This window comes from Roseivivax sp. THAF197b, assembly GCF_009363255.1.
Taxonomy (GTDB): Bacteria; Pseudomonadota; Alphaproteobacteria; order Rhodobacterales; family Rhodobacteraceae; genus Roseivivax.
Genome location: NZ_CP045318.1, coordinates 2,396,378 through 2,408,904 on the forward strand (window position 1 = coordinate 2,396,378; position 12,527 = coordinate 2,408,904).

The following is a 12,527-nucleotide window of genomic DNA, read 5'->3' on the forward strand; positions in this document are numbered from 1 at the left end:
CCCCGGAGCCGTTCCGCGCGTCACGCGTCGTAGGTCAGCGACACTTTTTCGGACAGCGGAATGCATTGGCACGACAGCACGTAGCCCGCGCGCACCTCGTCATCTTCCAGCGCGTGGTTCGTGCGCATTTCCACCTCGCCCTCGGTCACCTTGGCGCGGCAGGTGGAGCACACGCCCGCCCGGCAGGACCAGGGCGCTTCGATATCCTGCGCAAGTGCTGCGTCCAGCACCGGCGTGCCGTCCATGGGCATGGTGAAGGCGCGCGTCACGCCATCAAGCGTGACCGTCACATCGCAGCCCTCGACCGCCTCGGCCGAGGCGGACTGCACCGGCGCGTTGCGGCGCGGCGGGCTTGCGGCGAACAGCTCGAACTTGATCTGATCGTCGCTCAGACCATGCGCGCGCAGGCTCTCGGCGATGGTCAGCATCATCGGCTCCGGTCCGCAGATAAAGGCGGTATCCACGGAAGCCGCGTCGATCCAATGACGAAACAGCGCCTCCATCTTTTCCGCGTCGATCCGGCCCGAGAAGAGGTCGATCTCCTGCCCCTCATCCTCCAGCACATGGATGACCGACAGACGACCGAGATGGGTGTTCTTCAGATCCTCCAGCTCCTCGCGGAACATGATCGAGGAGGTCTGCCGATTGGCATAGATCAGCGTGAACTGCGCCTTGGGCACGCGCGCGAGCACGGTCTTGATGATCGACAGCACGGGCGTGATCCCGGAGCCGCCCGCGAAGCCCAGATATTGCTTGCCGGTCTCGGGCTCGATCGGCGTGAAGAACCGCCCCGCAGGCGGCATCGCCTCCAGCACGTCGCCGGGTTTGAGGTTTTCGTTCGCCCAGGTCGAGAATGCCCCGCCCGCGACTTTCTTGATGCCCACGCGCAAGACGCCGTCATCAAGCCCCGCGCAGATCGAGTAGGAGCGGCGCAGCTCTTCGCCATCGAAATCGCGGCGAAAGGTCAGGTATTGCCCTTGGGTGAAGTCGAAGGCCTCCGCCGTGGCATCGTCGGGCTTCAGCGTGACCACGACCGCATCACGCGTGGTCTTCCGGACATCCATGACCTCAAGGGGATGAAAGCGTGCCATATCAGGGCCTTCTCAGATGCACTTGAAGTAATCGAAGGGCTCGAGGCAATCGGTGCAGCGCCAGGACGCCTTGCAAGGGGTGGAGCCGAAGCGACTCACTTCCTCCGTTCGGCTCGATCCGCAGCGCGGGCATTCCACGGCCATGTTGCCGCCCGCCATCCGGGCTGCTCGGGACCGCAGACGCCCGTCACTGGCCGTGCCGTCGATGGGCGGCGCGATGCCATAGCGCTTCAGCTTTTCGCGGGCATTGGGCGTGATCCAGTCCGTTGTCCAGGCGGGCGAGAGACGTCGTTCGACGCGGACTTTTTCGACGCCTTTGCCAAGCAGATGCGCTTCGATCTCCATCTCGATGACGCGGGCGGCGGGACAGCCCGAATAGGTCGGCGTGACCGCCACGACGAGCGTGTCGCCCTGCCACGCGATGTCGCGCACGATGCCCAACTCGGTGACGGAGATGACCGGGATTTCCGGGTCCGGCACCTCATCCAGCCAAGTGCGCACTGTTGCGATATCGGGCAGAACCGACGTCACCATTCTGCACCGGGATAGGCGCGTTGCAGGAACTGCATCTCGGCCAGAAGAAAACCCAGATGCTCGGTGTGACGGCCCGTCTTGCCGCCATGATGGACATCGGCCGACGTCTCGGGCAGTGCCAGCGTGGCCTCGGCCAGGGTCGCTTCGACAAGCGCCCGCCAGGGCGCGCGGAGATGCGCCGGATCCGGGCCGAGACCCGCCTCGGCCATCGCCTCATCCACGTGATCCGCAGCGAAAAGCTCTCCGGAATAGGGCCAGAGCCGCTCCAGCGCATCCTGCATCCGGGCGTGGCTTTCCTTCGTCCCGTCGCCAAGGCGGATCACCAGATCCTGCGATCTTTCAAGATGATAGGAGACTTCCTTCAACGCCTTCGCGGCAATCTCGGCCACGCGGGCGCTGCGGCTGTCGGTGAGCGCGTCCAGCATCTCGTAATGCCAGGCATCGAACAGGAACTGGCGCATCGTCGTCAGCGCCATGTCGCGATTGGGGAGCTCCACCAGCAGCGGATTGCGGAACTTCATCGCGTCGCGCAGAAAGGCCAGATCGTCAGCGGAGCGGCTCTTGCCCTCCACTTCGCCCGCAAGCGCCAGCCACATTTCCGTATGGCCGATCAGATCGAGCGAGACATTGGCGAGCGCGATATCCTCCTCAAGTGCCGGGCCCTTGCCGCACCATTCCGACAACCGGTGCCCGAGGATCAGCGTCGCGTCGCCCAACCGGCAGAGCCAATCGAACGCCGCCGCGCGATCCGCAGCAAAAAGCGGATCGGCCGTGTCGAGCGCGATCACCTCGGCCATCACATATGCCCCACATCATCGGGGATGTCGTAGAAGGTCGGGTGCCGGTACGCCTTGCTTTCCGCCGGATCGAACATCGGACCCTTCTCGGACGGGCTGGAGGCGGTGATGTCGTTGGATTTCACCACCCAGATCGACACGCCTTCCTTGCGGCGCGTGTAGACGTCGCGCGCATTGCGGATGGCCATTTCGGCGTCCGGCGCGTGCAGCGATCCGACATGCCGGTGGTTCAGACCGTGATTGCCACGGATGAAAATTTCCCACAGGGGCCATTCTTTAGAGGTCTGGTTTTTGCTCATCGGGGCGTTCCTTATTCCGCGGCGGTGGCGGCCGCGGCGCGCCGGGCGGCGGATTTCTCGGCATAGGCGGTCAGGCCATCGCGGAACCACGCGCCGTCGTCCCAGGCCTTCTGACGCGCCTCGATCCGTTCGCGGTTGCACGGGCCGTTGCCCTTCAGCACCTCGAAGAATTCGTCCCAATCGGGCTCGGCGAAGTCGTAATGGCCGCGCTCCTCGTTCCAGCGCACGGTCTCGTCGGGAATGGTCAGTCCGAGATATTCCGCCTGCGGCACCGTCTCGTCGACGAATTTCTGACGCAGCTCGTCATTGGTGTTCATCTTGATCTTCCAGCGCATCGACTGCGCGGAATGCACCGAATCCTTGTCGGACGGGCCGAACATCATCAGCGACGGAAACCAGAACCGGTTGAGCGCATCCTGCGCCATTTCCCGCTGTTCGGGCGTGCCGCGCGCCATCTTCATCATGATGGCGTAGCCCTGCCGCTGGTGGAAGCTTTCCTCCTTGCAGATGCGGATCATCGCGCGGGAATACGGCCCGAAGGAGGTGCGCTGCAGCGGCACCTGGTTCATGATCGCGGCGCCATCCACGAGCCAGCCGACCGCGCCCATATCCGCCCAGGTCAGCGTCGGGTAGTTGAAGATCGACGAGTATTTCATCTGCCCCGAGAGCAGCTTTTCGGTGAGCTCGTCCCGACTCACGCCCAGCGTTTCCGCCGCCGAATAGAGGTACAGGCCATGCCCCGCCTCGTCCTGCACCTTGGCGAGCAGGATCTGCTTGCGCTGCAGCGTGGGCGCGCGGGTGATCCAGTTGCCTTCGGGCAGCTGGCCCACGATTTCGGAATGCGCGTGCTGGCCGATCTGGCGGATCAGCGTCTTGCGGTAGCCCTCGGGCATCCACTCTTTCGGCTCGATCTTCTCGCCCGCGTCGATCCGGGCCTGGAATGCGCGCTCCTCGGGCGTCATCTCCCCCGATGAAGCTTCCGATTTCACCATCTGCGCGTACATGCGACCTCCGAGCAAGCTGGAATTATCGCTTGAACAATACACGCCAGAAGCATCACGGTCAAATCTGGATTGCCTACTTTCGTGTGATGTTATGCAGCGCCGCCTCCCGACCGAGGCGCTGCATCCGGTCCCGCGTCGCTTCCGTCTCGCGGGGCAGCGGGCCCTGCGCATCCTCGAAGACCTGCGCGATGCGCAGATCGGCACCGGGCGATAGCGCGAGATAGGCCGAGATGAAGAGCGCGCGGGCCGCGGCCCCGGGCCAGTCCGCGGGCAAGGCCGCATCCGGCAGACGCGGATCGGCGAGGGCCGCGGCGCGGTAGGCATGAACAAGCCGCAGCCGCAGGACGAGCGCTGCTTCCGCAGACACGTCGCGCAAAACCGCAGAATCCGCGCGCAAAGGTGCAAAATCAGACAGAAAGGTGCGATAGGCCGCGGCAACCGCGTCGAGCGGCCAATGCGCCGCGGCAAATGTGGGCAGGTCCGGCGCACCGGCGACCACGTCCGCCGCGAAGGTCAGCCCTTCCGGACGGTCGATGTCGCTGCGATCCGGGGCGGCCCAAAGGCCGCTCGCTACTTCCGCCCAGCCCTCGCCGGGCGCGGCATCGGTCATCGCAAACAGCCAGCCGCGCGGCGCCACGGGCGGGTCGTAAAGGATACGCGCGGCCGCCCCGAACTCCGCCTGCGCGGCCTCGGTCAGGCGATAATGCGAGGTTCGGCCGATCCGCTCGCCCGAAAGCCGTCCGGCCGTGACCAGCCGGGACACCGCCGTCCGCATGAGGCTCTCGCTCAGCCCATGTGCGCGCCCCGCCTCGATGAGACTGCGCATGGACAGAACACCACCCCGCGGCGCGACGGCATCGCCATAGATCGTGACGATGAAGGCCGTGGCCCTTGGCGGCCCGGAGGCGAGGCAGGAGGCAAGGTCGGAGGGCACAGCGCCCGGGTCTTTGCGCAAGAGGTCTGTCATGGCACGGGAAGGTAAACTTTGCCGCGCGGCCTGTCATGCAAATTCGGGGACAGGATGCGTTTCTGGTGATGCAATTCGACGCTGCAACGGTTGACATATTCAAAAAACAGAATACAAATACATCACCCAAACCCGCAGAGGCCAATCGCGCCCCTGCCCCGACCTGCATCGGAGCCCCTCATGACCACCAATGTCGGCACCATCGACCGGATCGCCCGCGCCCTTCTGGGCCTTGTTCTCCTATACCTCGCTTTTGCGTCGGGCCTGCCCGCTTTCGAGGCCGGGTTGCTCAAATGGATCGCGGCGCTTGCGGGCCTCGTGATGCTTGTCACCTCCGCGATGCGCTCCTGTCCGCTTTACACCATGCTCGGGATGTCCACCTGCCCACGCAAGTGACGCCCTGTCCCACGGAGACATGACATGACTGACCAAACTCCGCTCCATCCGGAGGTCGAAGGCTTCTTCGACGAGGCCACCAACACGATCAGCTATATCGTGCGCGACCCGAACTCGACTGCCTGCGCGATCATCGATTCGGTTATGGATATCGACTACGCCGCGGGCCGGATCACCTATGATCACGCAGATGCGCTCATCGCCCGGATCCGGGAGCTGGGCTGCGATCTGCAATGGATCATCGAGACCCATGTGCATGCCGATCACCTGTCCGCCGCGCCCTACATCCAGGACAAACTGGGCGGCAAGATCGGCATCGGCGCCAAGATCATGGTCGTGCAGGACACGTTCGGGAAGATCTTCAACGAAGGCACCGAGTTCCAGCGCGACGGGTCGCAATTCGACGCCCTGTTCGAGGATGGCGACACCTACATGATCGGCACCATGGAGGCGCGGGCGATCTACACGCCGGGTCATACGCCCGCCTGCATGACCCATGTCATCGGCGATGCGGCCTTCGTGGGCGATACGCTTTTCATGCCCGATGGCGGATCGGCGCGTGCGGATTTCCCCGGCGGCGATGCGGAGACGCTTTACGACTCGATCCAGAAGGTGCTGGCCCTGCCCGACGAGACGCGGCTCTTCATGTGCCACGATTACGGCCCCAATGGCCGCGACATTAAGTGGGAAACCACCGTGGCCGAGGAGAAGGCCCACAACATCCACGTGGGCGCAGGCAAGACCAAGGAGGAATTCGTGAAGTTCCGCACCGAGCGGGACGCGACCCTGGCCATGCCCAAGCTCATCATCCCGTCGCTGCAGGTGAACATGCGCGCGGGCGAAGTACCGAAAGACAAGGACGGACGCCCGATGCTGAAGGTTCCGGTGAACGGGCTTTAGGTCCGGCTTCACCCTCCAAGACGCCGGTTCGCTCCCTGTGGCCCGGCCATCCTGACGGGTCGGCCTCTCCTCCCGCCGACCCGTCCTTTCCTTTCTCCGAACGATAATCCCTGAACAGAGGCACCTGATGATCCAGCGGCTGCGCAAATACCTGCCGATCCTCGATTGGGGTCGGCGCTACGACACCGCAGCGCTGACGAATGACGGGGTGGCGGCGGTGATCGTGACGATCATGCTGATCCCGCAATCGCTGGCCTATGCGCTTCTGGCGGGGCTGCCGCCCGAGGCGGGCATCTATGCCTCCATCGCGCCGATCCTGCTGTACGCCGTCTTCGGCACCTCGAACGCGCTGGCGGTGGGCCCCGTCGCGGTCGTGTCGCTGTTAACTGCCTCCGCCGTGGGGCAAGTGGCCGAACAGGGCACTGCGGGCTACGCGGTGGCGGCGCTGACGCTCGCGTTCCTGTCGGGGGGCTTCCTGTTGATCCTCGGCATATTCCGGTTGGGCTTCATCGCCAATTTCCTGAGCCATCCGGTTATCGCGGGCTTCATCACAGCCTCGGGCATCCTGATCGCGGCGAGCCAGCTCAAACACATTCTGGGCGTCGAGGCGCATGGCCACACCCTGCCCGAGATGATCGCGTCCCTCATTGGCAACCTTGAGCAGACGAGCCTTGCCACGCTGGTGATCGGCATCGCGGCCACGGGCTTCCTGTTCTGGGTGCGCAAGGGCCTGAAACCCCGGCTTCTGGCGCTTGGCCTGAAACCCATGCTGGCCGATATCCTGACCAAGGCAGGCCCCGTCGCGGCGGTCTTCGCCACGACGCTCGTCACCTGGGCATTGTCGCTTGAGGACCGGGGTGTCGCCATCGTGGGCGACGTGCCGCAAAGTCTGCCGCCCCTGACCCTGCCCGGCCTCTCGCCGGATCTGGTCGGTGCGCTTCTGGTGCCCGCGATCCTGATCTCTGTCATAGGCTTCGTGGAGTCGATCTCCGTCGCGCAGACCTTGGCCGCGAAGAAGCGCCAGCGCATCGACCCCGATCAGGAGCTGATCGGCCTCGGCGCGGCCAACCTGGGCGCGGCCTTCACCGGGGGCTATCCGGTCACGGGCGGCTTTGCGCGCTCGGTGGTGAATTTCGACGCGGGCGCCGCCACGCCGGCGGCGGGCGCCTTCACCGCAGCGGGCCTTGCCATCGCTGCCGTGGCGCTGACACCGCTTGTGTATTTCCTGCCCAAGGCGACGCTGGCCGCCACGATCATCGTCGCGGTCCTGTCGCTGGTGGATCTGAGCATCCTCAAGAAAACATGGGCCTATTCGCATCAGGATTTCGCAGCCGTCGCCGCGACCATCGTGCTGACGCTGACCTTCGGCGTCGAGATCGGCGTCGCCTCCGGCGTGATCCTGTCGCTGTTCCTGCATCTCTACCGCACGACGAAGCCCCATGTGGCCGAGGTCGGGCTCGTGCCGGGCAGCCAGCATTTCCGCAATATCCTGCGCCACCGGGTGGAGGTCTGCCCGAGCCTCGTGACGCTGCGGGTCGACGAGAACCTCTATTTCGTCAATGCCCGCTTCCTCGAAGACATGGTCATGGCCCGCGTGGCCGAGGATACGCATCTGCGCAATGTCGTGCTGATGTTCTCGGCGGTGAACGCCGTGGATTACTCCGCGCTCGAGACGCTGGAAGAGATCAACACCCGTCTCACCGAGCTTGGCATCGGACTGCACCTGTCGGAGGTGAAGGGCCCGGTCATGGATCGTCTGCAGGGCACGCATTTCCTCGAACACCTGAACGGCCAGGTCTTCCTGTCGCAATACGATGCGCATGTGGCACTGGCCAAGGCGCCCATGGCCACCGCCGCACAATGAGACGCGTGCGGCAAAAGGCCTGTTCGCGAAGCGTGCTCGTAAAGACCTAGTATGTTTGCGCGCATCTCATTGCCGACAGGCGCTTTCCATGACTGCCGTAAGGCCTAGGTCCCACTTTATTATACCCTGACGGGAGTTCCCGATGTTTGAAGCCTTTTCCGCCGAAACGCTGGCCCGCGTCCAGTTCGCCTTCACGGTGTCGTTTCACATCATCTTCCCGGCCTTCTCCATCGGATTGGCAAGTTACCTTGCCGTGCTGAACGGGCTTTGGCTCTGGAAGCGCAATCCCGTCTACAAGAACCTCTTCAATTACTGGAAGAAGATCTTCGCGGTGGCCTTCGGCATGGGCGTCGTGTCGGGCATCGTCATGTCCTATCAGTTCGGCACCAACTGGTCCGTTTTCTCGGACCGGACGGGCCCCATCCTCGGCCCGCTCATGGCCTACGAGGTGCTGTCGGCCTTCTTTCTCGAGGCGGGCTTTCTGGGCATCATGCTCTTCGGCCGCGAAAAGGTGGGCGAGAAGCTGCACATGTTCGCGACGGCCATGGTGGCGTTCGGCACGCTCATGTCGGCCACATGGATCCTGTCGGTCAATTCTTGGATGCACACGCCTGATGGCTTCCTGATCTCGGAGAACGGGCAATTCCTGCCGCTGGACTGGTGGGATATCGTCTTCAACCCGTCCTTCCCCTACCGCCTCACCCATATGGTTCTGGCGGCCTACCTCACCACCGCCTTCGTGGTGGGCGCGGTCGGCGCGCTGCATCTGTTGCGCCGCAGGACCGATCCCGAGGCGCGCAAGATGTTCTCCATGGCGATGTGGATGGCGGTGATCGTGACACCCCTGCAGATTTTCGCCGGTCACGAGCACGGGCTGAACACGCTGGAGCATCAGCCGGTGAAGATCATGGCCATGGAAGGTCATTACGAAAGCCACCCCGACGGTTGGACACCCCTCTATCTTTTCGGCATTCCGAACGATGCGGAGCAGCGGCTGGATTACGCGGTCGGCATTCCCGGTCTTGGAAACCTGATCTTCGAGCACCCGCTCGACTATCCGACAGAAGGGCTCGATACTGTCCCGGATGAGGATCAACCGCCCGTCTTCATCGTCTTCTGGTCGTTCCGCGTGATGGTCGGCCTAGGCTTCCTGATGCTTGGCGTCGGCGCATGGTCCGCCTGGACGCGGTGGCGCGGCACGTTCTATGAGGCCATCTGGCTGCATCGCGCCAGCGTCGTCATGGGCCCCTCGGGCTTCGTCGCGGTCCTGGCGGGCTGGATCACGACCGAGGTGGGCCGTCAGCCCTACACGGTCTACGGCCTGCTGCGGACCTCGGACAGCCTCTCTCCTGTGGATGCGCCCGCGGTCGGTGCGTCGCTCATGGCCTTCATCGTGGTCTATTTCTTCGTCTTCGGCGCAGGGACCTTCTACCTGCTGCGCCTGATGTCACAGCGCGTCAATCAAACCTCGCCCGATATCACGGACGGACCGATCCGTACGGCGGGGATCACCCCCGCGCCGCAACTGAAACCCGATACGCTGGCTCCGGGGGAGTGAGATAATGATGATCTTCGATCTCGCATTCATCTGGGCCGGTCTGATCGCCTTCGCCGTGCTCGTCTACGTCGTGCTCGACGGGTTCGATTTGGGCGTCGGCATCCTGTTCCCCTTCGCCCGCTCCGAGAAGGAGCGGGACGTGATGATGAACACGGTCGCCCCCGTCTGGGATGGCAATGAGACATGGCTCATCCTGGGCGGAGGCGGCCTTTTTGCGGTGTTTCCGCTGGCCTACGCAGTGGTGATGCCCGCCCTCTATATCCCGATCATCCTGATGCTTCTGGCGCTCGTCTTCCGGGGCGTTGCCTTCGAGTATCGCTGGCGGACGCAGCGCTGGAAGGGGTTCTGGTCGGTCGCGTTCTTCGGCGGCTCGGTGGTTGCGGCCTTCACGCAAGGCATCGCGCTCGGCGCCCTCGTGCAAGGAATCGAGTTCGAGGGGCGCGCCTATTCCGGCGGCTGGTTCGACTGGCTGACGCCCTTCTCCGTCTTCACCGGGATCGCGCTCATCGTGGGATACGCGCTGCTGGGCGCGACCTGGATCAATCTCAAGACCGCAGGCGCCCTGCAGGCCTGGAACCGGGACGCGGCCAAGCCATTGGCGCTGATCACACTGGTGATGATCGGTCTCGTGTCAGCCCTCACACCCTTCCAGGACGCCGTCTATTTCGAGCGCTGGCTGTCCTTCCCCGGATCGCTTTGGACCGCGATCGTGCCGATCCTCGTCGCCGTGATCGCCTACAAGCTCTTCACCGGGTTGCGGGACGGGTTCGATCTGCAGCCCTTCCTGATGGCCAATGCCATTTTCGTGGTCTGCTTCATCGGCATCGGGATCAGCTTCTATCCGCATATCGTGCCGCCCGGCATGACGATCCAGGAAGCCGCAGCGCCGAATTCGAGCCTGCTCTTCACGCTTGTCGGCGCGGGGATCCTCGTGCCGATCATCCTGATCTACACGGGCTATGCCTATTGGGTGTTCCGCGGCAAGATCGACGAGAATTCGGGCTATCACTGATGGCAGAGGATCGTCCGGTCTGGGCCCGGCTCGCCTGGTTTGCGGGGATATGGCTCGCCTCGGTTCTGGCGCTGACCTTGCTGGCCTATCTCATCCGGCTGGTCGCGGTCTGAGCGGTCAGCCGATCCCCTCCCAGAGATCGAATTCCGCCGCGCATTTGCGGCGCAGCTTGGCCTCGATCTCGGGGCTCAGGCTCAGATCCCGACGGGGCGAGACGTTCTCCCGGGGCAGATCGATGGCCACGCCAAGCCGGTCTTCGAGGAAGCCTACGATTCGCCCCTGATCCTCGTAACGGAAGAAATGCGTGACCTCTGTTCCGTTGGGGCGCGGTTCGACGAATTTCGACTGATCGCCGATATTGGCGAAGGGCGGACGATCGCCGCGGCAATAGGCATCGACAAACGCGTCGAAGGACAGATCCCTGGTCGAGACGCGCTTGCCATCCAGAAACGGCCGCTGACGGTACCGATACCAGGAGCCGAGCCAGGAGATCGGCTCCCGGATCACGGCCATCACATCCATGCTCTCCGCGCCCATCTTCTCGAACATCGGCCGGAAGAAGCGGTTGTAGCGATAGACAGGCGCGTGTTTCAGCTCCGGCGGGTCGTTGACCACGAGGCCCGCATGGGGCGCCAGGGCCTTGGCATAGGCGGATGTGCCCGTTTTCGGCACGGCCAGCATGACGAGCCGCGCTTTCCAGAAAACCAACATTGCCTGCCCTGCCCGCCTTTTTTCGTTGCGCCATAAACTAGACGTTAACCAGAAACCGAAAAAGCTGGATCTGTCGAATTTTCTTGAAATGTTCTCCTTTTGACCCCATAAAAAACGGAACAAGAGGTGAACGACGCAGTCATTGCCGCGCCCCTGCGGGTGTGGAATAAGGACCGAAAGGCACAATATGGCAGACCTACTCTCCATGGACAGCAAGAAGACCGCGGACAAGCAGAAGGCGCTCGATTCGGCGCTGGCACAGATCGAACGGCAGTTCGGCAAGGGCTCCATCATGAAGATGGGCGGCGACAATGCGATGCGCGACATCGAGGCGACGTCGACGGGCTCTCTCGGGCTCGATATCGCGCTCGGCATCGGCGGCTTGCCGATGGGCCGCATCATCGAGATCTACGGCCCGGAAAGCTCGGGCAAGACCACGCTGACGCTGCATTGCGTGGCCGAGCAGCAGCGCAAGGGCGGCGTCTGCGCCTTCGTCGATGCCGAGCATGCGCTCGATCCGCAATATGCCAAGAAACTGGGCGTCGATCTCGACGAGCTTCTGATCTCGCAGCCCGATACCGGCGAACAGGCGCTTGAGATCACCGATACGCTGGTGCGCTCCGGGGCGGTCAACATGGTGGTGGTCGATTCGGTTGCCGCCCTGACGCCGAAATCCGAACTCGAAGGCGACATGGGCGATTCGAATGTCGGTGTGCAGGCGCGCCTGATGAGCCAGGCGATGCGCAAGCTCACGGGCTCGATCAGCCGCTCGAATTGCATGGTCATCTTCATCAACCAGATCCGGATGAAGATCGGCGTGATGTTTGGCAGCCCCGAGACGACGACGGGCGGCAACGCGCTGAAGTTCTACTCCTCCGTGCGCCTCGACATTCGCCGGATCGGCGCGATCAAGGACCGCGACGAGGTCGTGGGCAACGCGACCCGCGTGAAGGTCGTCAAGAACAAGGTCGCCCCGCCCTTCAAGCAGGTCGAGTTCGACATCATGTATGGCGAAGGCATCTCCAAGATGGGCGAGCTCATCGATCTGGGCGTGAAGGCCGGGGTCGTGGAGAAATCGGGCGCCTGGTATTCTTACGGCGACGAACGGATCGGCCAGGGGCGCGAGAACGCCAAGACCTTCCTGCGTGAAAACACGGCCCTCGCGCTCGAGATCGAGGACAAGATCCGCGCGGCCCATGGGCTCGATTTCGATCTCGGCAAGGAAGACGACGACGCGGTGATGGAGGGCTGACGCCCCCACCCGGCACAACAGCTCCTCAAGCCCTTGCGGGCTTTCCTCGCCCCGGCCACAGCGCCGGGGCGTTTCGTTTTGCGCCCTGCCCTTGTGGACACCCGCCCCCCCCGGCGATACATCTCGGCGCAACCTTTTGACC

14 protein-coding genes are annotated in these 12,527 nt (G+C 63.7%); 7 read left to right on the forward strand and 7 right to left on the reverse strand.

The window, feature by feature from the left end:
* Positions 1-20: 20 nt before the first annotated feature.
* The 6 genes from paaE to FIV09_RS11690 form a co-directional block, all read right to left on the reverse strand.
* Positions 21-1,091 (reverse strand): 1,2-phenylacetyl-CoA epoxidase subunit PaaE, encoded by a 1,071-nt coding sequence (gene paaE, locus FIV09_RS11665; RefSeq protein ID WP_152450110.1) that lies wholly within the window; start codon positions 1,089-1,091, stop codon positions 21-23.
* A 12-nt stretch (positions 1,092-1,103) separates the two neighbouring features.
* Positions 1,104-1,625, reverse strand: coding sequence for a 1,2-phenylacetyl-CoA epoxidase subunit PaaD (gene paaD, locus FIV09_RS11670; RefSeq protein WP_152450111.1), 522 nt, complete (start codon positions 1,623-1,625; stop codon positions 1,104-1,106).
* Positions 1,619-2,422 (reverse strand): 1,2-phenylacetyl-CoA epoxidase subunit PaaC, encoded by an 804-nt coding sequence (gene paaC / locus FIV09_RS11675; RefSeq protein ID WP_152450112.1) that lies wholly within the window; start codon positions 2,420-2,422, stop codon positions 1,619-1,621. The genes paaD and paaC overlap by 7 nt, the downstream gene beginning before the upstream one ends.
* The gene (gene paaB / locus FIV09_RS11680) at positions 2,422-2,721 is read right to left on the reverse strand and encodes a 1,2-phenylacetyl-CoA epoxidase subunit PaaB (protein ID WP_152450113.1); all 300 of its coding nucleotides are present in this window, start codon (positions 2,719-2,721) and stop codon (positions 2,422-2,424) included. The genes paaC and paaB overlap by 1 nt, the downstream gene beginning before the upstream one ends.
* An 11-nt stretch (positions 2,722-2,732) precedes the next feature.
* Entirely contained in the window at positions 2,733-3,725 is a 993-nt protein-coding gene (gene paaA, locus FIV09_RS11685) for a 1,2-phenylacetyl-CoA epoxidase subunit PaaA (RefSeq protein WP_152450114.1), read from the reverse strand.
* Between the two features lie 73 nt (positions 3,726-3,798).
* Positions 3,799-4,659, reverse strand: coding sequence for a PaaX family transcriptional regulator C-terminal domain-containing protein (locus FIV09_RS11690; RefSeq protein WP_216646956.1), 861 nt, complete (start codon positions 4,657-4,659; stop codon positions 3,799-3,801).
* Positions 4,660-4,872: 213 nt separating this feature from the next.
* On the opposite strand from FIV09_RS11690, the gene FIV09_RS11695 reads away from it, so the two are divergent.
* The 6 genes from FIV09_RS11695 (at position 4,873) to FIV09_RS11720 (ending at position 10,535) form a co-directional block, all read left to right on the forward strand.
* Positions 4,873-5,088, forward strand: coding sequence for a DUF2892 domain-containing protein (locus FIV09_RS11695; protein WP_152450116.1), 216 nt, complete (start codon positions 4,873-4,875; stop codon positions 5,086-5,088).
* Positions 5,089-5,112: 24 nt separating this feature from the next.
* Positions 5,113-5,988: an MBL fold metallo-hydrolase gene (locus tag FIV09_RS11700; RefSeq protein WP_152450117.1), complete on the forward strand. Its 876-nt coding sequence runs from the start codon at positions 5,113-5,115 to the stop codon at positions 5,986-5,988.
* A 127-nt stretch (positions 5,989-6,115) separates the two neighbouring features.
* Positions 6,116-7,852, forward strand: coding sequence for a SulP family inorganic anion transporter (locus FIV09_RS11705; protein ID WP_216646425.1), 1,737 nt, complete (start codon positions 6,116-6,118; stop codon positions 7,850-7,852).
* Between the two features lie 142 nt (positions 7,853-7,994).
* A complete protein-coding gene (locus FIV09_RS11710; RefSeq protein ID WP_152450118.1) occupies positions 7,995-9,410 on the forward strand; it encodes a cytochrome ubiquinol oxidase subunit I in 1,416 nt (471 codons plus the stop codon).
* 7 nt (positions 9,411-9,417) lie between these two features.
* A complete protein-coding gene (cydB, locus tag FIV09_RS11715; protein ID WP_152452555.1) occupies positions 9,418-10,422 on the forward strand; it encodes a cytochrome d ubiquinol oxidase subunit II in 1,005 nt (334 codons plus the stop codon).
* Positions 10,422-10,535 carry a DUF2474 family protein gene (locus tag FIV09_RS11720; RefSeq protein WP_152450119.1) on the forward strand — a complete coding sequence of 38 codons (114 nt, stop codon included), beginning with the start codon at positions 10,422-10,424 and terminating at the stop codon, positions 10,533-10,535. Before cydB ends, FIV09_RS11720 begins: the two co-directional genes overlap by 1 nt.
* 4 nt (positions 10,536-10,539) lie before the next feature.
* Here FIV09_RS11720 and FIV09_RS11725 read toward each other — a convergent pair whose 3' ends face one another.
* The gene (locus FIV09_RS11725; RefSeq protein ID WP_152450120.1) at positions 10,540-11,133 is read right to left on the reverse strand and encodes a gamma-glutamyl kinase; all 594 of its coding nucleotides are present in this window, start codon (positions 11,131-11,133) and stop codon (positions 10,540-10,542) included.
* 187 nt (positions 11,134-11,320) lie between these two features.
* On the opposite strand from FIV09_RS11725, the gene recA reads away from it, so the two are divergent.
* Positions 11,321-12,385, forward strand: a complete 1,065-nt coding sequence (gene recA / locus FIV09_RS11730; RefSeq protein WP_152450121.1) for a recombinase RecA — start codon at positions 11,321-11,323, stop codon at positions 12,383-12,385.
* Positions 12,386-12,527: the final 142 nt, after the last annotated feature.